Annotated in this window: 18 protein-coding genes; 8 read left to right on the forward strand and 10 right to left on the reverse strand. The window is 68.9% G+C overall.

What is annotated here, in order from left to right:
* Positions 1 to 113 precede the first annotated feature (113 nt).
* Complete coding sequence (locus AB0N89_RS01560; RefSeq protein WP_364199036.1) at positions 114 to 791, reverse strand: GntR family transcriptional regulator; 678 nt, start codon at positions 789 to 791, stop codon at positions 114 to 116.
* Positions 792 to 846: 55 nt separating this feature from the next.
* On the opposite strand from AB0N89_RS01560, the gene AB0N89_RS01565 reads away from it, so the two are divergent.
* The 3 genes from AB0N89_RS01565 to AB0N89_RS01575 are packed head-to-tail and all read left to right on the forward strand — an operon-like array spanning position 847 to position 6,169.
* A complete protein-coding gene (locus AB0N89_RS01565; RefSeq protein WP_364199038.1) occupies positions 847 to 1,863 on the forward strand; it encodes a proline racemase family protein in 1,017 nt (338 codons plus the stop codon).
* Between the two features lie 20 nt (positions 1,864 to 1,883).
* The gene (locus tag AB0N89_RS01570; RefSeq protein WP_364199040.1) at positions 1,884 to 2,816 is read left to right on the forward strand and encodes an ornithine cyclodeaminase family protein; all 933 of its coding nucleotides are present in this window, start codon (positions 1,884 to 1,886) and stop codon (positions 2,814 to 2,816) included.
* Positions 2,817 to 2,821: 5 nt separating this feature from the next.
* Positions 2,822 to 6,169 carry a molybdopterin-dependent oxidoreductase gene (locus AB0N89_RS01575; protein ID WP_364199042.1) on the forward strand — a complete coding sequence of 1,116 codons (3,348 nt, stop codon included), beginning with the start codon at positions 2,822 to 2,824 and terminating at the stop codon, positions 6,167 to 6,169.
* Here the strand turns inward: AB0N89_RS01575 and AB0N89_RS01580 are convergent.
* Positions 6,153 to 7,487 carry a class I SAM-dependent methyltransferase gene (locus AB0N89_RS01580; protein ID WP_364199044.1) on the reverse strand — a complete coding sequence of 445 codons (1,335 nt, stop codon included), beginning with the start codon at positions 7,485 to 7,487 and terminating at the stop codon, positions 6,153 to 6,155. The genes AB0N89_RS01575 and AB0N89_RS01580 overlap by 17 nt on opposite strands.
* 92 nt (positions 7,488 to 7,579) lie before the next feature.
* Here AB0N89_RS01580 and AB0N89_RS01585 point away from each other — a divergent pair, with 92 nt between their 5' ends.
* On the forward strand, positions 7,580 to 7,825 hold the full coding sequence (locus AB0N89_RS01585) for a bacterial transcriptional activator domain-containing protein (protein WP_364199045.1): 246 nt from the start codon (positions 7,580 to 7,582) through the stop codon (positions 7,823 to 7,825).
* Between the two features lie 134 nt (positions 7,826 to 7,959).
* On the opposite strand, the gene AB0N89_RS01590 is transcribed toward AB0N89_RS01585, so the two are convergent.
* The 3 genes from AB0N89_RS01590 to AB0N89_RS01600 are packed head-to-tail and all read right to left on the reverse strand — an operon-like array spanning position 7,960 to position 11,532.
* Positions 7,960 to 10,134, reverse strand: coding sequence for a xanthine dehydrogenase family protein molybdopterin-binding subunit (locus tag AB0N89_RS01590; protein ID WP_364199046.1), 2,175 nt, complete (start codon positions 10,132 to 10,134; stop codon positions 7,960 to 7,962).
* The gene (locus AB0N89_RS01595; protein WP_364199048.1) at positions 10,134 to 11,093 is read right to left on the reverse strand and encodes a xanthine dehydrogenase family protein subunit M; all 960 of its coding nucleotides are present in this window, start codon (positions 11,091 to 11,093) and stop codon (positions 10,134 to 10,136) included. The genes AB0N89_RS01590 and AB0N89_RS01595 overlap by 1 nt, the downstream gene beginning before the upstream one ends.
* Complete coding sequence (locus AB0N89_RS01600; RefSeq protein ID WP_364199050.1) at positions 11,080 to 11,532, reverse strand: (2Fe-2S)-binding protein; 453 nt, start codon at positions 11,530 to 11,532, stop codon at positions 11,080 to 11,082. Before AB0N89_RS01600 ends, AB0N89_RS01595 begins: the two co-directional genes overlap by 14 nt.
* Before the next feature lie 223 nt (positions 11,533 to 11,755).
* Here AB0N89_RS01600 and AB0N89_RS01605 point away from each other — a divergent pair, with 223 nt between their 5' ends.
* Positions 11,756 to 12,331 carry a TetR/AcrR family transcriptional regulator gene (locus tag AB0N89_RS01605; protein ID WP_364199052.1) on the forward strand — a complete coding sequence of 192 codons (576 nt, stop codon included), beginning with the start codon at positions 11,756 to 11,758 and terminating at the stop codon, positions 12,329 to 12,331.
* Positions 12,332 to 12,412: 81 nt separating this feature from the next.
* A complete protein-coding gene (locus tag AB0N89_RS01610; RefSeq protein ID WP_364199054.1) occupies positions 12,413 to 13,285 on the forward strand; it encodes an alpha/beta hydrolase in 873 nt (290 codons plus the stop codon).
* Here AB0N89_RS01610 and AB0N89_RS01615 read toward each other — a convergent pair.
* Genes AB0N89_RS01615 through AB0N89_RS01625 form a run of 3 tightly spaced genes read right to left on the reverse strand, consistent with a single transcriptional unit; the run spans position 13,230 to position 16,134 of the window.
* Positions 13,230 to 14,141: an acetoacetate decarboxylase family protein gene (locus AB0N89_RS01615; protein ID WP_364199056.1), complete on the reverse strand. Its 912-nt coding sequence runs from the start codon at positions 14,139 to 14,141 to the stop codon at positions 13,230 to 13,232. The genes AB0N89_RS01610 and AB0N89_RS01615 overlap by 56 nt on opposite strands.
* 17 nt (positions 14,142 to 14,158) lie before the next feature.
* A complete protein-coding gene (locus AB0N89_RS01620) occupies positions 14,159 to 14,857 on the reverse strand; it encodes a type 1 glutamine amidotransferase domain-containing protein (RefSeq protein WP_364199058.1) in 699 nt (232 codons plus the stop codon).
* Positions 14,854 to 16,134, reverse strand: a complete 1,281-nt coding sequence (locus AB0N89_RS01625; protein ID WP_364199060.1) for an NADH:flavin oxidoreductase/NADH oxidase family protein — start codon at positions 16,132 to 16,134, stop codon at positions 14,854 to 14,856. The genes AB0N89_RS01620 and AB0N89_RS01625 overlap by 4 nt, the downstream gene beginning before the upstream one ends.
* 96 nt (positions 16,135 to 16,230) lie before the next feature.
* On the opposite strand from AB0N89_RS01625, the gene AB0N89_RS01630 reads away from it, so the two are divergent.
* Positions 16,231 to 16,809 (forward strand): TetR/AcrR family transcriptional regulator, encoded by a 579-nt coding sequence (locus AB0N89_RS01630; protein ID WP_364199062.1) that lies wholly within the window; start codon positions 16,231 to 16,233, stop codon positions 16,807 to 16,809.
* 7 nt (positions 16,810 to 16,816) lie between these two features.
* Here the strand turns inward: AB0N89_RS01630 and AB0N89_RS01635 are convergent, their stop codons facing one another.
* Positions 16,817 to 18,973: a DUF6461 domain-containing protein gene (locus AB0N89_RS01635; protein ID WP_364199064.1), complete on the reverse strand. Its 2,157-nt coding sequence runs from the start codon at positions 18,971 to 18,973 to the stop codon at positions 16,817 to 16,819.
* 125 nt (positions 18,974 to 19,098) lie between these two features.
* Positions 19,099 to 19,689 carry a cysteine hydrolase family protein gene (locus AB0N89_RS01640; protein ID WP_364199066.1) on the reverse strand — a complete coding sequence of 197 codons (591 nt, stop codon included), beginning with the start codon at positions 19,687 to 19,689 and terminating at the stop codon, positions 19,099 to 19,101.
* A 121-nt stretch (positions 19,690 to 19,810) separates the two neighbouring features.
* Here AB0N89_RS01640 and AB0N89_RS01645 point away from each other — a divergent pair, with 121 nt between their 5' ends.
* On the forward strand, positions 19,811 to 20,938 hold the full coding sequence (locus AB0N89_RS01645) for a helix-turn-helix domain-containing protein (RefSeq protein ID WP_364199068.1): 1,128 nt from the start codon (positions 19,811 to 19,813) through the stop codon (positions 20,936 to 20,938).
* Positions 20,939 to 21,017 lie beyond the last annotated feature (79 nt).

Genomic DNA, 21,017 nt, shown 5'->3' on the forward strand with positions numbered 1-21,017 from the left:
GCGCGGGCGGCGGGGGGGGGGGGGCGCGGGCTTTTACAACCGCCGGGGCGGCTCCTGTGGGGGGGGGGGGGTTGTTGGGTTTTCCTTTTTCCCCACCTAACCCGAATCGCCACTCACGACCAGCCGGCGGCCCAGATACCGCGCACGTGTCCGATGTGGCGACGCATCAAATCCTCGGCACCATCCGCGTCGCGGGCTTCGATCAGATCGACGAGCTCGGAATGTTCGCGCGACGAGGGGATCAGGCGTCCGCGTTCGGCCAGCACCTTGAGACCGTAGATCCGCGATCGGGCCCGTAGCGACCGGACGACGTCGACGAGGTGCTCGTTGCCCGCCAGGCCGAGCAGCGCGAGGTGGAACTCCATGTCCACCGTGACGTGTCCGATGAGGTCGTTCGCGGCAGCCGCCCGCTCCACGGCGGCCGCGAGTTCGCGGAGACGCCTCAACGTGTCCGGGTCGACACCGGACTCGGCGATCCGGCGCACGGTGGGCACCTCGATCAGGGCACGCAATTCGGTGAAGTTGTCGAGTTCGTGCTCGGTGGGCTCGGTGACGCGGAAACCCTTGTTCCGCACGGTCTCCATGAGACCTTCTTTGACCAGGTCGAGCATCGCTTCGCGCACCGGCGTCGCGGACACGCCGAACCGCTCGGCCAGCGTGGGCGCGGAGTAGACGACGCCGGGCCGCATCCCGCCCGAGATCACAGCGCCGCGCAGGGTCTCGATGACCTCGTCCCGCAGGTTGCGGCGGCCGCTGACCCGGGGAAGCCCTGCGAACTCGTCTTCAGCCATCGAAATCCCTCCACCGCGACTGTACAATGTCACATACTACTCGACGGGAGGTCGCATGACGAGCGATGAGTACTTCGCAGTGGACTACCACTGCGGAGGCGAACCGTTCAGGATCGTCACCGAACTGGCGGAACCGGACGCTCCGACGGTCGCGGAGAAGCGTGTCGCGGCCACGACCGACCCCGAAATCGACGGACTCCGGCGGCTGCTCTGTTCCGAACCGCGCGGGCACGCGGACATGTACGGCGGCTTCGTCGTGGCGCCGGACGACCCGGGGGCCCACTTCGGCGTCCTCTTCTGGCACAAGGACGGCTTCTCCGCGGCGTGCGGACACGGCACGATGTGTCTCGGCACCTGGGCGGTGCGGACCGGTCTGGTGCCCGCCGATCCCGGCGGCGTCACCGACGTGGTGATCGACGTTCCCTCCGGCCGAGTGACCGCGCGCGTCACCACGGTCGGCTCCAGGGTCACCTCGGTCGACTTCGTCAACGTCGCGAGCTATCTCCTGAACGACGACGTCGTCGTTCAGGCGTCACGCGGCACGGCGCACTGCGTGATCGCGTTCGGCGGGGCGATGTACGCCCACGTGTCCGCGGCCGACCTCGGTCTCGCCGTCGACAAGGCCTCGCTCCCCGAGCTGATCGAACTCGGCCGGGAGATCAAGAACCGGCTCAACGCCGGCGCGTACGCCGACCACCCGAACGATCCGAGGCTCAGCGGGATCTACGGCGTGATCTTCTTCGACGAACTCGGCGTCGAAGAGAACGGTGACCTCAGCCAGCGCAACGTGACCGTTTTCGCCGACGGTCAGGTGGACAGATCACCCTGCGGTTCGGGGACCGCGTCCCGCGTGGCGGCTTTGCACGCGTCCGGACGGCTGGCGGACCACCACACTCTCGTCCATTCGTCGATCGTCGGTTCCACCTGGCGCGCTCGCGTGGCCGGCACGACCGAGGTCGAGGGACGTGACGCGGTGATCCCTGTCGTGTCGGGGCGAGCGTTCCACACCGGCGACCACCGGTTCGTCGTCGACCCCGATGACGACCTCGTCCCGGGTTTCGTACTGCGCTGACGAATGATCAGGAGGACTTCATGGACGTCGTCACTGTCGGCCCGGAAGAGATCCGTTCCGCCGTCCCCATGTCCGCCGCGATCGACGCGGTCCGAAACGGGTTTCTCGCGCTGCGTCGCGGCGAATTCGAGATGCCGACGCGAACCGCGTTGCGCGACGGCGCGTTCCTCGTGATGTCGACACACCACCGCCCGACCGCCTCGGCGATGATCAAGACGTTGAGCCTCAACTTCACCGACCGCGTGCCTGCCATCGTCGGAACCGTCGTGTGGAGCGAACTCGGCCACGGACGTCATCTCGTCGCCGACGCAGCCGACGTGACCCGGATCCGGACCGGTGCGATCGTCGGCGTCGCCACCGATCTGCTCGCCCCGGCCGAGGCCCGGACCTGCACTCTCATCGGTGCCGGCGGGCAGGCCCCCGATCAGGTCCGCGCCGTGCACGCCGTACGGCCGCTGACCGAACTCAGGGTCGTCGACCACAGCCTCGACCGTGCGGACACGCTCGCCAAGGCCCTCGGTGCCGAATTGCGGATCGACACCGTCCTCGGCGTCGCCGACGCCGACGAGGCGGTCCGCGGTGTGGACATCGTCTGCTGCGCGACAACGTCGACCACTCCGCTGTTCTCCCCCACGTCGCTGACCGCGAACGCGCACGTCAACGCCATCGGCGCCTTCCGCCCGACCATGCGCGAACTCCCCGACGGGCTGCTCGCCGGCGCGACCGTCGTGATCGACGAACGAGAAGCGATCCTCGAAGAAGCCGGGGAGATCATCCACGCTCTCGGGACGGGCGCCATCACCGAGGACGACCTCGTCGAGCTGGGAGACGCGCTGGCCACGGGAATGGGAGCACGAGCCGGCCGGACGGTCTTCAAGAGCGTCGGGGTGGCCATGCAGGACTGGGCGATCGCCAACCTGCTCGCTGAAGCCTTTCTCGACCGGGCGAAGTGAGCCCTATGGCCGACGTTCGAGGCTACTGCACTCTGTGCCGCTCACGATGCGGCGCGATCTACACGATCGAGAACGGGATGATGACGGGTGTCCGCCCGGATCCCGTCCATCCGACCGGTGCCGCGATGTGCCCCAAGGGCCGCGCCGCTCCCGAGCTGGTCCACTCCCCCGAGCGGCTGACCAGGCCACTGCGGCGGACGACGCCCAAATCCGCCGCCGATCCACAGTGGACGGAGATCGGCTGGGAAGAGGCGCTGGCCGAGATCGCCGACCGGCTGGGAACCATCAGGGCCGAAAGCGGCGCCGAATCCGTCGCGTTCTCCGTGACCTCGCCGAGCGGGACGCCGATGTCCGACTCGATCGACTGGGTGGAGCGGTTCATCAGGTTGTTCGGCAGCCCGAACACGCTGTACAGCACCGAAATCTGCAACTGGCACAAGGATTTCGCCCACGCCTTCACCTTCGGCAGCGCCCTCCCGGGGCCCGACTACGCCAGGACCGACCTGGCGATCCTGTGGGGTCACAATCCGGCGAAGTCGTGGCTCGCGCAGTCCGCCGCGCTGGCCGAGGCCAAGGCGCGCGGGGCACGGCTCGTGGTCGTCGATCCTCGCCGGTCCACCGGTGCGCTGCAGGCGGACCTCTGGCTGCGGATCCAGCCCGGCACGGACGACGCCCTCGCCCTCGGTGTCGCCCATCAGCTCCTGAACCGGCGAGGACACGACGAACACTTCGTCCGGCGCTGGACCAACGGGCCACTCCTGGTGCGGCGGGACACCGGCCGATTCCTGCGGGCCGCCGACCTCGAACCGGGTCTCGCCGGTTTCGTCGCGTGGAACGAGACGACGAGCGCGGCCGAGCCTGTCGACACGACCGTCCTGTCCTCGAAGGCCGAGCAGTTCGCCTTGCACGGGACGAGGCGCGTACCGACGCGAGACGGGATCGTCGAATGCGTCCCAGGTTTCGCTCTGTACGCGCAGGCGTGCGCCGATTGGCCGCTCGACCGCACAGCCGCCACCACCACGATCGACGCCGCCTCCATCGCGGCGTTCGTCGATGAACTCCTTGCCGCGGAGAGTGTTTCGTACGCCGCGTGGACCGGGATCGGGCAGCACGCGAACGCGACGCAGACCGAGCGGGCGATCGCGACCCTGTACGCCCTCACCGGCAGTTACGACGCTCCCGGTGGCAACGTCGTGCTGCCCAAGCAGCCGACGAATCCCGTCACATCGCACGACCAGCTCGACCCACGGCAACGAGCAAAGGCCCTGGGGCTGAACAACTTCCCGATCGGACCACCGTCGCAGGGATGGATCAACTCCCGGGACTTCTGCCAGGCCGCCATCGCCGGTGATCCGTACCGTGTCCGGGCTCTGGTCTCCTTCGGTGGCAACCTTCTCTTGTCGCAGCCCGATCCACAGAGGACCGCGGAGGCGTTGCGAAGCCTCGACTTCTCCGTGCACCTCGATCTCTTCGAGAACCCGACTTCCCGCTTCGCCGACCTTCTGCTGCCCGTCAACACTCCTTGGGAGCACGAAGCCTTCAGAGCGGGTTTCGAGATCACCCCGTCGGCGCAGGAACGGGTCCAGCTCCGGCCACGCATGATCGAACCGGTCGGCGAGTCCCGTTCGGACACCGAGTTCGTCTTCGACCTCGCTGCCCGTCTCGGCATGGCCGAAGAGTTCTTCGGCGGACGGATCGAAACCGGCTGGGACCACCAGCTCGCTCCGCTGGAGCTCACCGCGGAGCGGCTCCGCGACGAGTCGGGCGGTGTCGATGTGCCGCTGCCGACCGGATTCCGGAAGTACGCCGAAGAACGCGACGGCCGTGTCGCCGGTTTCGCCACTCCGACCGGGCGGGTCGAGCTGTATTCCGAACGTCTCGCCGAGCACGGTCAGTCGCCGGTCCCGGTCGCCCGCACGCCGGAGGTGGACACGCGGTACCCCTTGATCCTGACCTGCGCGAAGAACGGGTACTTCTGCCACAGCCAGCATCACGGGATCTCCTCGTTGCGGCGCCGGTCACCCGAGCCGACCGTCGATCTCAGCGTCGAACTCGCGAACGACCGCGGCATAGTCACCGGTCAGTGGGTCGAGATCAAGACCCTCGCCGCGACGGTCGCGATGCGCGCCCGGATCGATCCGGCGCTGCACCCCGACGTCGTCGTGGCCGAATACGGCTGGTGGCAATCGGCTCCCGATCTCGCGCTGCCGGGTTCGGACCCGCTCGGCGACGGCGGGGCGAACTACAACCTGCTGATCGGCGACGACACCAGGGACCCGATCAGCGGCTCGGTCGCGCTCCGCTCGACAGCCTGCGACGTCCGGCCGATCGGGCCGGCGCCGTGGACCGCGGAGCGCGAGTTCATCGTGGACCGCGCGGCGCTGGAAACGGACGACATCCTGACGCTCGACCTGCGCCCGGTGGACGGCTGCGAGCTGCCGAACTTCCGTCCCGGCCAGCACATCACCCTGGCCTCGGCCGACGAACCGCTGGTGACGCGCAGCTATTCGCTCACAGCCGCCGCCCGCGACACCGCCCGCACCGCCTACAGCGTCGCCGTCCGTCGGTTGCCGGATGGACAGTTCTCGCCGCTCGTCCACGAACGCTTCCAGGCGGGCGCCCGGGTGCTGGTGTCACCGCCCTCCGGCATGTTCGCCTTGCCGCCGGGCCACCGGCAGCCCCTGGTGCTGATCGCCGCCGGGATCGGGATCACGCCTTTCCTCAGCCTCCTGGAGACACTTGCGAACGAGTCCGGTAGCGCGCCGGAAATCGTTCTCCACTACGGGAACCGGAACTCCGGGAGCCATGCTTTCCGCGAACGGATCGACACCCTGACGAAACGTCTCCGCACGGTGCGCGTCGTCGACCATTACAGCCAACCGGAACCTGGCGATACCTACGACGTCCGTGGACGGGTGTCGGCCGACAGCGTCGACGCTTCGCTCGTCGACCGAAGGGCCCGCTTCTACCTTTGCGGTCCCGGATCCATGATCGAGGAGGTGACCTCCGGTCTGCTGGCCCGCCGCGTGCCCCGCTCGGACATCTTCGCGGAAAAGTTCCAAGCCGCCCCGACGTCGGTGACCATCGCCGACAACGCGACGGCGACCGTGCGGTTCGCTCGTTCCGGTCGCGAAGAGGTCTGGCGCAAAACCGACGGGACGCTCCTGCAGTTCGCGGAGAAGAGCGGGCTGTCCCTGCCCAGCGGTTGCCGCCTCGGCCAATGCGAGAGCTGCGCGGTTTCCGTGCTCGCGGGGACCACCGCCCATCTCGTCACGCCGCCGGACGGCCTCCCCGACGACCACTGCCTGACCTGCCAGTCGGTACCGACCTCCGATGTCACGCTGGACGCTTAGCGCCCAGCGTGCCGCTGACGTAGAGCGTGTCACCCAAGCGCATGCCTCCATCCTCCAAGGCCGGAAGACCGTTGACAGCGAACAGCTCTCGGATGCTGGCTGTGGCCAGCGTCCAGCCGAGTTCGGCCAGATACGGCGCTGCTTCGTTGCGTTCGCCGAAATAACGGAGCCGCGTCATGTCGGTGTCGACGCTGTGCTCACGCCAACGCTCGGAGATGCTGTCCAGGCGTTCTTTTGTCCTGTCCTCTTCACCCGGCCGAGGGTTGGGCTTGCTTTCGGTGGCCATCCGGCTTCCTGGGGCGCTGAGTTCTGTGATGGTGTCCAGCAGGCTGTCCTGTGCCTCGGGCGGGAGATAGCCCAGCAGCCCTTCGGCGCTCCACGCCGTCGTCCGGGCCGGGTCGAAACCGGCGGCGCGCAGTGCCGAGGGCCAGTCCTCACGGAGATCGGCCCCGACTGCTCGCCGGTCCGCGGTGGGTTCGGCCCCCAACTCCGCGAGTGTGCGCGTCTTGAACTCGATGACCTGCGCCTGGTCGAGCTCGTAGACCACGGTCCCGGCGAGCCAAGGAAGCCGGTACGCCCGGGAATCCAGGCCTGACGCCAGGATCACGACCTGCGCGATTCCCGCGTTCGTCGCGTCGAGGAAGAACTCGTCGTAGAACTTGGTGCGGATCTTGGCGACGTCGATCCACAGCTGCTCGACCAGCTCGCCGGGCGCGACTTCGCCGGCCGCCAGCCGGGTGAGGAGATCGACGCCCACCGCCCGGACGAGCGGCTCGGCGAACGGATCGTCGATCAGCGAACGATCCGCGCGAGTCGCGATCGCTCTGGCCGTCGCGGCCATGGTGGCTGTCGCACCGACGCTGGAAGCCAGATCCCAGCTGTCTCCGTCTTGCCTCGCGGACATCGTGTTCGGCCCCGGTTCTCGTGGTCGAGGAATGACATGCCGATTATCACCGCCGAGGACGTTTCCGCGACGCCTTGGTGACGGCGGGCTGCGACGCTGTCCGAGGTTCCCGTAGCGGGAGGAGAGCTGTCGCATGCCACCGCCGCCGAGGGCTCGTGCGAAGCGCCCCAGGGTGACGACGGCCAAGGCCACGGCACCGGTGAGGGTGAAAGAGCGCCCACCACAACGGAAACCGGCTCGGGTGCCGCCGTCCAACGCCGCGGCGCTGGCCGCGTTGCGGGCCGGTGACAAGAAGCCGACGGCGGACCCTTCCCAGAAGGAGTCACAGGACAAGGTCGGCAACGGCGCGGTGGCCGCGAGGCTGGCCAGAGGACCGGGCAGCGACCCGAAGTTCGCGGTGCTGAAAAAGGACATCGCGCACAAGAAACACACGGTCGCCCGTTCCCATCCCCCGGCCGCCAAGGAAGGAGCAGTACCACCAGCTGCGGCTGTACGCGTTGGAGGCGATGGCAAAACGGCTGACCACGGCCGGCCGATACGGCGAGGCCGTCGCCGCCGGTCTGGCGGCCGTGCGCGCCGAGCCGTTGCGGGAAAGCGCGCATCAGGCGCTCATCGACGCGCACCTCGCCGCCGGCAACCGCGCGGCCGCGCAGCACCAGTACTTGCAGTGCCGGCGAACTTTGCTGGAGGAACTGGGACTGGAGCCTTCCGAGGCCCTCCGTCACCTCTTGCCGCACATGACGTCGCGCTAGCCGTTCGGGTGAGCGAGGGCGTAACTCGCGTGATCAGACGGCGAACGTCCTCTGATCACGCGAGTTCGCCGCCTGATCACACGTGATCGCCCAACTCACCCGGACACGACGTACTTCGGCCGGTACCCGAGACCCTACGAATCCTCGAGCAGGTCCTCGATCTGGATGGGGATGTGCCGCACGCGGATGCCGGTGGCGTTGTGAACGGCGTTCGCGACGGCCGCCGCCATCCCGACGGTGCCGATCTCGCCGAGGCCCTTCGCGCCGACGGGATTGTGCAGCGTGTCCGGGTACTCGACGAAGTGGACGTCGACGTCGGGGATGTCCGCGTTGACCGGAATCAGGTAGCTCGCGAAGTCACCGTTGGCGAACCGCCCGTTGGCCTCGATCTCCAGCCCCTCGTGCAGGGCGGCCGACACACCCCAGATCATGCCGCCGACGATCTGGCTGCGCGCCGCCGTCGGGTTGATGATCCGGCCGGCGTCGAATACGCCGAGCATGCGGGACACGCGGATCTCCCGCGTCCACTTGTGCACACGGACCTCGCAGAACTGCGCACCGAACGAGCTGAAGGAATGCTTCGACAGCTCTTCGCCGGGCGCGGACGAACCGGCCACCGAAAGCGACGGGCGGTTCAGCGCCCGCAGCAGCTCGCCGAAGGTCATCGTCCGGCCTTCGCCGAGCACCTCGCCGTCCGCGTAGGAGACGTCGAGGCCTTCGAACGGCGCTCCCGGCGCGGCCGCCAGCTTCAGCAGGTCGTCGATCGCCTTGGCGGCGGCGATCATGATGGCCGATCCCGCGCTCGCGGTGGCCGTCGAACCACCGGACATGCCACCGGGCGGCAGCGTCGAGTCACCGAGGCGCGGCGTCACACGATCGGGTGAGATGTCGAGTGATTCCCCACCCACTAGGGAAAGGACGGTCAGCAGTCCCGTTCCCGGATCGGCCCCGCTGGTCGCGACGACGGCCGTGTCGTCGGGCAGCAGGGTGATCTCGATCGTGGCCGGGAACCGCAGCGCGGGGAACATTGCGGTGGCCGTGCCGATTCCCACCAGCCAGTCCCCGTCGGTCTTCCCCTGCGGTGAACGATCCGCCCAGCCGAAGCGCTCCGCACCGATCCGGAAGCATTCGTCGAGGTGTTTGCTCGACCATTGCAGATCGTTGCCGGGTGGCGCGTTCGAGTTGTTCCGCTGACGCAGCTCGATCGGGTCCATCTTCAGCGCCGCGGCGAGTTCGTCGATCGCGCTCTCCAGCGCGAAGGACCCGGGTGCCTCGCCCGGCGCCCGCATGAACGTCGTCGGCGGGATGTGCAGCGGCACCATCTTCTGGCTGATGGCCAGGTTCCGGGTCGCGTACCACTCGCGCGAAGTGCCGTGTGACGTCGGTTCGACGAACGACCGGTCCGCCGCCGTGCTGCACCAGGAGTCGTGACGCAGGGCGTTGAGCGTGCCGTCGTGCTCCGCGCCGAGGGCGATCTTCTGCACGGTCGCGGCGCGCCCCGCTGTCGCGGTGAAGACCTGCTCGCGGCTGAGCGCCGCCTTCACCGGCCTGTCCAGGGCCCTCGCCGCCGCCGCGGCCAGGAACGCCGGCGTGGACGTCCGGCCCTTGCCCCCGAACGCTCCGCCCACGAAGGGATTCACCGCGTGCACCTCGGACGGCTTCACGTCCAGCGCCGCGGCCAGCTCCATCGCCTGGATGTCGGATCCCTGGTTGCCACTGTGGATCGTCAGACCGTCGGGCCCCCACACCGCGACCGCGGAATGCGGTTCCATCGGTGCGTGGTTCTGGGTCGCGGTCCTGTACGTGGCTTCGACGACCACCGGGCTCGCGGCCAGCGCGTCTTCGATGGACTCGACCCCGGGGGCGAGCACCGAGAGGGACGACGGCACCCCTCTCGACTCGGGCGCGTCCTCGGCCGAGTCGAGGCCGTCCTCCAACGACGTCAGCGCGGGCCGGGACCGATAGGTGACCTCGACCAGCATCGCCGCGTCGCGGGCCTGCTCGTAGGTCTCGGCGACGACGAAGCCGATCGGCTGCCCGTAGTAGGCGACTTCCCTGTTCTGCAAAGGAACCCAGGTCTCGCCCAGGACCGCCGTGGCCGGTGTGCGCAACTCCAGCGGATCGAACGGCGAATACACGCCGAGCACGCCAGGAGCGCCCTTCGCCGCGGTGACCTCCATCGCCTCGATCTCGCCGTGCGCGATCGTGCTGAGCACGACGTACCCGTGAACCAATCCGGGGAAGGTGTGGTCCGCCCCGTAATCGGCCCGGCCGGTGACCTTCAGCGGCCCGTCCACCCGGCTGGTCATCAGCGGCTCCCCTCGGTCAGTTCGAGCAGTGCACGGACGATGGTCCGGCGCAGCAGCGACGGTTTGAATCCGTTCGCGGACAACGGACGCGCACCCTCGGTGGCCAGCGCCGCCGCCTCGTCGAACGCGGCGACGGTCGCGGGCGCGCCGCGCAAGGCCTCTTCGACGGCGGGCAGCCGCCATGGCACGGTCGCGACGCCACCGGCCGCGACCCGGGCGTCGATCACGCGCGAGTCCTCGACCCGCAGCGCGACCGCGGCCGAGCACAGTGCGAACTCGTAGGACTGCCTGTCCCTGACCTTGACGTAAGTGGAGTTCGACGCCCAATCCAGGCGCGGGACCACGACCTCGGCGATCAGTTCGCCGGGGCGCAGGTCGGTCTCCACGTCGGGGGTGTCACCGGGCAGGCGATAGAACGAGCCCAGTTCGACCGTGCGGGTCCCGCTCTCGCTGATCAAGCGGAGCCGCGCGTCGAGAGCGACCAGGGCGACGGCCACGTCACTGGCGTGGGTCGCCACGCATGAATCGCTCGTGCCCAGCACGGCGTGCATCCGATTGGCGCCCGAGATCGCCGGGCAGCCACTGCCGGGCTCCCGCCGGTTGCACGGCATGGCGACGTCCCGGAAGTACGAGCAGCGCGTGCGCTGCATCAGGTTCCCGCCGATGCTGGCCATGTTCCGGATCTGCTGGGAGGCGCTGAGCAGCAGCGCGCGGGAGATCGCCGGGTACACGCCGGGGTGTCCGGCGATGTCGCTCATCCGCTCCAGCGCGCCGAACCGCAGTCCGTCGGCGGTGTCGATGCCGCGCAACGGGACCGCGTTGATGTCCAGGACATGCTGGGGGGTGAGGACATTGAGTTTCATCAGGTCGACGAGGGTGGTCCCGCCCGCCAGATACGTACCGGGCGAGGCGATCGCGTCCTCGACGGTCTCGGGTGCGAGCAGCTCAAAGGGACGCATCGGCCCTCCTCGCCTGCTCGACCGCCGCGACGATGTTCGGGTAGGCCGAGCATCGGCAGAGGTTGCCGGACATGAACTCGCGGACGTCCTCGACGTTCTGCTCGACGGCCGCGACCGCCGACATGATCTGCCCGGAGGTGCAGAATCCGCACTGGAGGGCGTCCTGGTCGACGAACGCCCGCTGGACCGGATGCAGGCCGTCCTCTGTGGACAGAGCCTCGACCGTGGTCACCGGCTTCTTCACGGTGGCGGCCAGAGTGAGGCAGGACAGCACCGGCCGTCCGCCGACGTGCACCGTGCAGGCACCGCACTGCCCTCGGTCGCAGCCTTTCTTCGGGCCCGTGACGGCGAGCCGCTCGCGCAGGGTGTCCAGCAGGGTCACCCCGGGATCGACGCTCAGCCGTTCCGTGTGGCCGTTGACTTCGAGTGAGATGTCCACTGAATCTCTTTCCGCCGGTCATGCGGGCCAAGGGCCCGACGGCGTAGGTTGAGGTGGTGGGGGTCGCGTTCGGGAGCGAACCGGATATTCATCCGCTTCGATTTTCAAGTTAGCGGAACGCAATCCACTCCGCAATGTCGAGGCAGTCTCCTGGAGTCGCTCCAGGTCCCCGGTTCCGTCGGCTACATTCACCGGAGAACGGGATCGGCGGACAGGAGAGGCGATGACGACGGGATCGGTGAATCCCCGGCGAGCGGACACCCGACGCAACCACGAGCGCATCCTCGCGACGGCGGCGAAGTCCTTGGCCGGATCAGGCGAGCTCTCGTTCAACGCCATCGCGAAGCAGGCCGAAGTCGGCGTCGGCACGGTGTACCGCCACTTCCCGACCCCGGAGGCCCTGATCCTGGCGGTCTACGAGCGCGAGGTGCGCCAGCTCGTCGACATCGTGCCGATCCTGCTCGAGAAGCACGCACCGGAGCAGGCCTTCCGCACGTGGGCGACCGACCACCTGGCGCACTACATGATGACCAAACGCGGACTGGCCGACGCCCTGCGCGCCGCGGGCAGCTCCCGCAGTGAGCTGCCCGCGGGAGCCTACGAGGCGATGGTCGGCGCGGTCTTCACGCTGCTGAAAGCCAACGTCGACGCCGGCACCGTCCGAGCCGACCTGAAGCCCGAGACCGTCCTGCGTGGCCTGGGCGGGCTGCTGTACCTCGATCCGAACGGCGAGTGGCGGCGCGACGTCACGAGCCTGCTCGACCTCCTGTGGCGCGGGATGGGCACCCGCCGGTCCTGACCGGATCCCTGGCAGGAATGCGACGATGAATGTCTTTCCGGCCCCTCGACCCGGGAATCGGTCCCGATCCACAGTGGTCTCATGGACAAGGGCACTGAAGCAGGCGTCATGCGGTCGACGGTCCGGGTCGACGGCGAGACGATCAGCTACCTGACCGCCGGACGGGACGGTCCGGTCGTCCTGCTGCTGCACGGAACTCACTGGAGCCGCGTATGGCTTCCCATCCTGAACGGACTCGCCGACGCGGGGCTGCGGCCCATCGCCGTCGACTTTCCCGGTATGGGGCGTGCGGGCGGCGAGCTCACCCTGGAAACGGCGACCGTCCCGGCGCTCGCCGAGTGGGTGGCGCGGTTCGCCGCGGCGCTGAACCTCGCCGAGCCGATCGACGTCGCCGGACACGACATCGGCGGGGCCGTCGCCCAGCATTTCCTCGCCAAGGGGCCGCTGGAGATCTCCCGGCTGGCCCTGGTCAACTCGGTCACCTACGACTCCTGGCCGGCACCGCATGTGGTGAGGCTGCTGGAACGGACGACGACCGCCGACGAATTCCTCCGCGCCCGCCGCCAGGCAGTGACGGCCGACCTCGCCGAGGCCGCCACCGAGCACCTGATCGCGGAGTATCTGGAGCCGTGGGCCGATTCGCGCTGCCGTCGCTCCTGGCTGGCCATGGCGGGCGCGGCCGAAAGCCACTACACCCTCGACCTCGTCCCCGCGTTGCGACGATCCTCGACGCCCAAGTTGCTGGTCTGGGGCGAGGACGACGCCTTCGAAAAAGTGGAGTACGCGGAAAAGTTCGCCTCGGAGATCCCGCGAACCACACTCGTCCGGGTACCGGGCGCGCGCCACCTCCCCACCGAGAACTCCCCTGGGCCGATCGCCCGCGCCCTTGCCGACTTCTTCAGCTCCGGACCGAGATCGGCGAGGGAAGATGCAGGGCCAGCTGCCCTTCGGTGACGACGTCGAACTGGACGGTTTTGGTCGGGCCGAGCGTGCGCACGTCGTCAGCCATGCGCCCTTGTCCCAGGTGGAGGCCCACGTCGCGAGGAAAGCGCGCTGTCCCGGCGGAGAGCACGTTGGTCTGGCTCAGCGTCGAATGCCACGCGCCGTCGATCGTGGTGTACGAGGTCAGCGCCGAGACCCGGGTTCCCGTCGGGTAGGTGGACTGGGCCGGCGTGTTCGCCGAAAGGGAGATGTCGGTGTCGCCGGCGTCGTTCGCGACCCGCGCGGCGGTGTGGTTCGCGTCGATGTCGACGTCGAGCCCGGTGACCCACTTGGGGAATCCGTACCCGTCGTGGCCGCGGACCTGGGCGATTTCGGTGCTGACCGGCAAGGAAAGCACATACGTGTCGAGGTGATCGTTCTTGAGCCCCGCGACGAGGTCGACCAGTCCCAGCTTGCCGTGGCGGGCGGGCCTGACGGCGATACCGACCGCGGCTTCGGTGTAGAAGTCGATGTCGCACACGTCGTAGCGGAAGAGCATCACCGAGACCAGGCCGAAGCCCGGAGCGATCTCCAGCGGGGCCAGTTCGCGGGGCAGGCGGGCGCGGATCGCCCGGGAGCGGGCGATCATCGTGAGCCGGGCCGTCGAGATCCGGTAGTAGAAGTTCGGCGTGAGCGTGGAGCCGATGCGCGAATCGACCCTGGTCTTCGGCAACCGCCGGAAGAAGTCGACGCCGGGGACCCGTGGGTCGCGCGCGATCTCGTCGAGTTCGGTGTTCATCCGGTACCGGTCGTAGAGGCCGCCTTTCGGGACCGGGACCGTCCGGTCGCCCAGTTCGACGTCGATCATTTCCTGGTGTGTCGCTGCCATCAGTGAACTCCTGTGGTTCAGTCCACGTCGGCGAGAAGCCGGGTGGCCAAGTCCTTCGAGGATTGCGGATTCTGTCCGGTGTAGAGGTTCCTGTCGACCACGACGTGGGGACGCAACGGAACCAGGCCCTTCGAGTATTCGACGCCCGCGTCCTTCAGCCGGTCCTCCAGCAACCACGGCGCCTTCTTGGCGAACCGGTTGAGCAGTTCCTCCCGATTGGACAGTCCCGTCATCCGGTATCCGGCGAAAGGTGACGTGCCGTCGGCGCCGGTCGCCGCGAGGACCGCGGCCGGTGCGTGACACAACAGGGCGAGCGGTTTCCCGGAGGCCAGCCGCTCGGCCAGCAGCGCGCCGGAAGTGGCGTCGTAGGCGAGATCCTCCATCGGGCCGTGACCACCGGGATAGAACACGAGGTCGAACTCGTTCGCGTCCACCGTGTCGAGCGCGACCGGATGCGCGAGCGTGCTCTCGATACTGTCGAGGTAGGCCTTCACCTCGCGGCGTTTTCCCGGCATTCCGCCGGCGACACCGAGGCTGAGCTGATCGAGCGTCGGAGCCTTCCCGCCTGGCGTCGCGACGGTGATCTCCCAGCCCGCTTCCGAAAAGATCCGGTGCGGCACGGCGACTTCCTCGGCCCAGTACCCCGATGGGTGCACGGTACCGTCGTCGAGCGTCCAGCGGTCCGCGGCCGAGATCACGAACAGAACTTTCGTCATCGCTTCGCCTTTCCTGTCACTTCGGGCATGACGTCCACATCGTGCTCCCTTGTGGACAGCCACGCGCGGTAGCCGCGCAACGCCTTCCGCTGGCGGCGTCGCTCGGCGAGCAGCGCCCAAGCCGGGTGAGTACCGGGCGCCGGACGACGACCGCGGGCGATACGGCGCAACTGGTGCCGGACCTGCGCCATGCTCGCGGCCGACGCGAGCGCCTTGTCCGACCAGGTCACCGGGCGCAGGTTCCGCACGGTCTCGCCACCGTGCCGCCACCGGCCGGGCAGATCCGGGGTGACGGCCAGCGCGGTACCCATCCCCGCCACGGCGACACCGCCGTCGAGGACGCGTTCGGCGGTGTCACGGCGGGTGATGCCGCCGGTCAGCATCAGCGGCAACGGGCTCGTCTTGACCAGATCCTGGGCCAGATCGAGAAAGTAGGCTTCCCGGGCCTGGGTGCGCGTGTCCGCGGGACGGCCGGACATCGCCGGGCTCTCGTAGCTGCCGCCGGACAGCTCGACCAGGTCGACACCGAGCGGTTCGAGCATCGCGATCACTTCGCGGGCGTCGTCCGCGTCGAACCCACCGCGCTGGAAATCCGCGGAGTTGAGCTTCACCGCGACCGCGAACGACGGCGAGACGACCTCGCGCACCGCACGCACGACGTCCAGCAGCATCCGGGCCCGGTTCGGCAGCGAGCCGCCCCATCGGTCGTCACGCCGGTTGACCAGCGGCGAGAGGAACTGCGACAGCAGGTAGCCGTGTGCGGCGTGAATCTCCACGCCGTCGAACCCCGCTTCTTCGGCTCGGGCTGCCGTGACCGCGAACCTCGCGACGGTGGCCTCGATCTGCTCCGGGGTCATCGCACTGGGGCGGCCGAAGCGGCTGCTGTGCCGTCCGAGGTCGACACCGACCGCGGACGGACCCCAGACGACGCCGGGCATGTCGGCCTGTACCTGGCGGCCGGGGTGATTGATCTGCATCCACATCGCGGCGCCATCGGCCTTGCCCGCGGCCGCCCACTCGGCGAACGGCTTCAAGGGGGCCGCGGCGTCGAGTACCACGCCGGCGGGGCCGGTCAGCGCCTCGGCGTGCACCATGACGTTTCCCGTGATCAGCAGCCCGGCGCCACCCTGACCCCAGCTCCGGTACAACTCCAGCAGGGAGTCGCCGGGTAGTTGGCCGTCGCCGGCCATGTTCTCCTCCATGGCCGCCTTCGCGATCCGGTTGCCCAGCACGTGGCCGGACCGCAGCCGCAACGGCGAGAACAGCGCGCTCGTCATCCCGTTTCTCCTCTCGGATCTCCCTCGCCTACGATGTGTGCAGTGCTCACATTAACCAGAGGATGTGTGCACTGTAAACATCAAGGAGGGTGATCCGTGTCGCAAGCGAACGCGTCGTACCACCACGGCGACCTGCGAGACGCCTGCATCCGCGCGGCGCGGGAGTTACTTGAGGAAACCGGGGACGCGAGCCTGTCGCTTCGGGCGGTGGCGCGGCGCGCCGGTGTCTCGGCGACGGCCCCGTACCGGCATTTCGCGGACCGCGACGCCCTCGCTTCGGCCGTCGCGGCCGAGGGCTACCGCGAACTCGCCGTCAAGCTCGCCGCGGCCCACCCGTCTCCCGAGACGCCCGAAGACCTGGTCGAGATCGCCGTCGCCTACGTCAGGTTCGCCATCGATCACCCGGCACTGTTCAAGGTGATGTTCACCGAGCCCTGCGACCCCGGCGACGAAGACCGTGCCGCCGCGACCGCCGCCATCAACGGCTACCTCAAGAGCATCGTCGGTGGCGTGTTCCCGGACGCCGATCCGGACGCGTTCTCGATCGCGGTCTGGGCCGTCGTCCACGGTCTCGCGTTCCTGCAGCTCGACGGCAAACTCGACGCCGCCACCCCCGAACAGGCCGCCGACCGCGTCCGCGCCGCCGTCCGTGCCCTCTTGTCCGTGAGCAGGTGACCAGCGCCTAGCCCCGGGCCACTCGCCGAGCGTGCTCCAGCAGGTTCTCCCCCGCCGGCCCGGCTCCGTACCGCGCCGCGGACAACGCGTTGATCGCGGCGGCCAGCGCGTCCGGGTTGGTGGCGTTGTGGATCGCCTGCCACAACCAGGCATGTTCCCTGCCCTCCCGCAGTTGCGCTCGCCTGGCGAGATGCTCCGCCTCAGGGCTCAGACGACGCTCCGCGAGCGCAGTGGCGATGACGGGTTCTTCGGCGACGCCGGCGTGCTCGGCGGCCGCTGACGCCGCTCGCCAGGCCAGCTCCCGAAGCGTTTTCGCGGGCGCGAAAGCCAGCCCATCGGTTTCGGCACCCAAGGGACCGTTCCCGGGGAACGCTCGCGAACCGTCCGGTCTCCTCGCCTCGGGGTACAACTCGGGCAGTCGCGGCAGGATGCGATACGCGACGTCTTCTTGTTCCATCCGCCGGACGTCCTCCTTCCGCAGCCGACACCCGGTGTAGCGCTCGACGGCGACAAGACCTTTCTCCAGGCTGTCGCGGTAGCTGTCGAAATCCAGGTCTGACAACGCTTCGTTCGCCGCGGGATCTTCGCTCTCCACCGCATGCCCGAGCTCGAACGACGTGACGACATTCCCGTTGTCGGCGAAGGAAAGCCGGGTCACGCCATTGATGTTCCAGAACAGGCTCGCGGTCCGACCCGCCTGCGACACCGGCTCCAGCACCCTCGGGAAGGAACCCTGGTAGCCATTGAACTCGACCGCGAGCACCCCACCGTCGACGGCCAGCACGGAGACCCAGGGGTCGAGATCGAGATCCTCTGAGAGCTCCAGCGCGGACTCCGGCTCGGCCGGATCCGCACCGAAACCGCGGAGCACGTCGGCGAGCGATGCCCCTCTGACCAGCGTGACCGTCGCCGCCTCGCCCAGCGGGCTCTTGCCGATCCACCGGTAGGCGGCTTCCGGTGGCGGCTCGATGTCGGGGACGGGTTCGCCGCGGACGACGTGACCGAGCTTGTCACTGCGCTTGTGCACGATCTCCGGCCCCGGAGGTGCCTGCCACAGCAGGAGTTCATAGCGCTCCTGCTCATCGCCGTCCCTGCCGATCGCGTGCACCCGGACGCGAAAGTCGCCAGGCCACGGCGGCGTTCGCGAAGCATACGAACCGCCCTCGCCGAAAGTTGCGTCGCCTCGCTCGGCTCTCCAGGAGATCTCGACGACCTCGTCCCACCAGTCGGCGTTCAGCTCGTCCGGTGGACCTTCGAGGATCCGCATCGAAACCCCCATCTGCCCTTCATCGAGACCTGTCCGCACGGCGATCCCACCCGGGACCGCGACGGCCAGACCGTTCCCGCTGAAGTCGGCCTCGCCGACGACGGAACGCTCCGCCAGGGTGAAGCGGTGGTCGCGCACCTCCACCGAACACGACGCCCGAACCGGCAGCACGTACTCGGCCCGGCGTTTCTCCAGCAACGCCGCCGCATACGCCGGCGGCATCGGAATTTCGGCCAACAGAGCCGCGACAGCGCCCAGAGCGACACCGACCACCGCGGCCGCCGTCCCCGCGACCAGCGGAGCTTCCACACGCCGTAGCACCGTCACCGCGACCGCGACGGCCAAAGCGAGATGCACCGCCCCGTGCGCCGCGGCCAGTTCTTCTTCGCCGACGAGTTCCGGGGCGGCCGCCAGCAACGGAGCCACGGCCTCGTGCCCCGCCAGCTCCGCGACGAGCACCACGACCAGGCCGGAGATTCCCGGCCGCAACTGATCGAGCAGGCGGATCGCGAGGTCGGTCGCGGCGTTCGGCCCGCTCGCCATTCCGAAGGCGAAGCTCGTCGGCGTCGCGTCCGGCCCCGGAACCGCCGCCTTCACTTCATCAGGGACGACGACCGTCAAAGCGTCCAAGGTCAGTTCGAGCGCACCGAGCAGCCGTTCGGAAACGGGGGCGCCGAGCGAACTCAGGCGGCTCGCCACCGACGAGTCTCGGGAGCCCGTCACCGGCCGACCCGCGACGACACCGAACGCGCCCGGCTTCGCCTCCGGCGCGCCCAGCCTGCCGAGCGCCGCCGCCGGATCACGCGGAATCCGCCCGCGCAGCAACGGAATCAGATCCGTGACCACTGGCACGAGCGCGTCCGCCAGCCCCGCCTGTGCCGCTGCCTGTCCCTCCATGCCCGCCCTCCCCAGTTCGACAACGTGGGCACGGTAGCGGGGCGCACCGACAGATTTCCGTGTCGAGCGATTCCGGCACGAAGATCTCGTCGATCTTCCCAGGCGCGAATCGGCCGAAGCGGGTCCTAGCCGAGTTCCGCCGAGGACGGGACGACGACGGCGTAGAGGTCGCCGATCGTGGCGAGAGCGGCGCGGTGCTGCTCCTCGGCGGTCACGGATCCGGCGACGGACGGGAGCGCGCGCGTCGCGCAGGCGGCGGCCACCACGGTCGGGGCGTTTCCGCGCAGGAACGCGCCTTCCGCGGTGAAGGTGACGCACATGTGGGTCATGAATCCCGCCACGACGACGTTCTGGTGCCCGGCGGCGTCGACCAGGTCGCCCAATTCGGTCCCGACGAACGAGTTCGGCGCGGTCTTCACCACGACCTGCTCGCCAGGGGCCGGGGCGACGCGTTCGTGGATCTGGCCGATGTCCTGTTTGAGGTCGTACGGGCTGCCCTCGCCGCCGTCGTGCTGGACGTGGATGACGGTGGCGCCCTCGGCCCGCGCACGGGCGAGCAGGGTCGCGGCCTCGTCGAGCGCCGCCTCCCAGCCGTCGAGCTCCATCACGCCGCGGGTGTAGGTGTTCTGGTAGTCGACGAGGATCACCGTCGCGTCCGAGAGCGCCGCCGGAGTCGTCGGCAGGGTGCTGATTTCGCGGAGAGTGGTGCTGGTCATCGTGTTTCCTTCGCTTTCGGTGGGTACGGCTACCATGATGGCTGACCCGATCCGATATCGAGATGCGGTTTCGGGTCAGCCATGGTCGAGATCGGCCGACATCCGCGACAGGAGAGACCCGATGACCGCTCCGCGCGTGGCCGTCCTGGCTTTCGACGGAATCAGCCCGTTCCACCTCGCCGTACCGTCGCTGGTGTGGGGACCGGAGTTGCCCGCGGGAGACATGGAGCCATGGCCGCTCACGGTCGTCGCGCTGGAGCCGGGCAGCCTGCCCACTAGCGCGGGCTACGCCATCGACGTTCCCGCCGGCCTCGACGCGCTTGAGGAGGCCGACATCGTCGTCGTGCCGTGGTGGTCCACTCCGGAGACCCCGACGCCCGCCCCCGTGTCCGACGCCCTGCGCAAAGCGCACGAACGGGGAGCGCTCGTCGTCGGGCTCTGCCTGGGCGTCTTCGCTCTCGCCGACGCCGGCATCCTCGACGGCCGCGCCGCGACCACCCACTGGAAATGGATCGAGACGTTCCGGAGGCGCTTCCCCTCCGTGGAACTCCGCCCCGAAGAGCTGTACGTGGACGAAGGCGACGTCGTGACCGGAGCGGGCGCGACCGCCGGAATCGACACCTGTCTTCACCTGCTCGCCCGCACGTCCGGCCAGGTCGTCGCGAACCGCGTCGCCCGCCGGATCGTCGCCGCGCCACACCGCCCCGGCGGCCAGGCCCAGTTCATCGAACTCCCGGTACCCGCTCCGGACGAGGATCCGCTCACCAGGGTGATGAGCTGGGCGCAGTCCCACCTGGACACGCAGCACAGCATCGACGGGCTCGCCTCGCGAGCACACATGAGCCGGAGCACCTTCACCCGCGCCTTCCGCGCGAGGACCGGGACCACCGTTCACAACTGGCTGGTCGCACAACGTCTTTCACGGGCACGACACCTCCTCGAAACGACCACGCTCGGTGTCGACGCCGTCGCCGCGCAGTCCGGTTTCGGCACCCCTGCCCGACTGCGGGAGCACTTCGCCACGGCGTTGGGCACCACCCCGACCCGCTACCGCGTCGAGTTCGCCGGGCCGACCGAGACGGCCAAATCGGGAATTCCCGCGACGGCCGAGGTCGATCACGCGCTGAACCGATCGGCCACCATCAGGAAATCCCTTTCCCGCTCCGACGGGGAACCGGAAGCGTCATTTCCGCAAACAGGCCGCCGTGAGTCTGGAAAGCACGCGGGCGACGCCGTGTCCTACACTTGATTTTCCCGTGAGTGAATAGCTCACCCCTGAGGGTGAGCTCAATCGAGTGCATTGCCCGGAGGGACTGGATCGAGCAACC

The organism is Amycolatopsis sp. NPDC089917, assembly GCF_040684635.1.
GTDB lineage: Bacteria > Actinomycetota > Actinomycetes > Mycobacteriales > Pseudonocardiaceae > Amycolatopsis.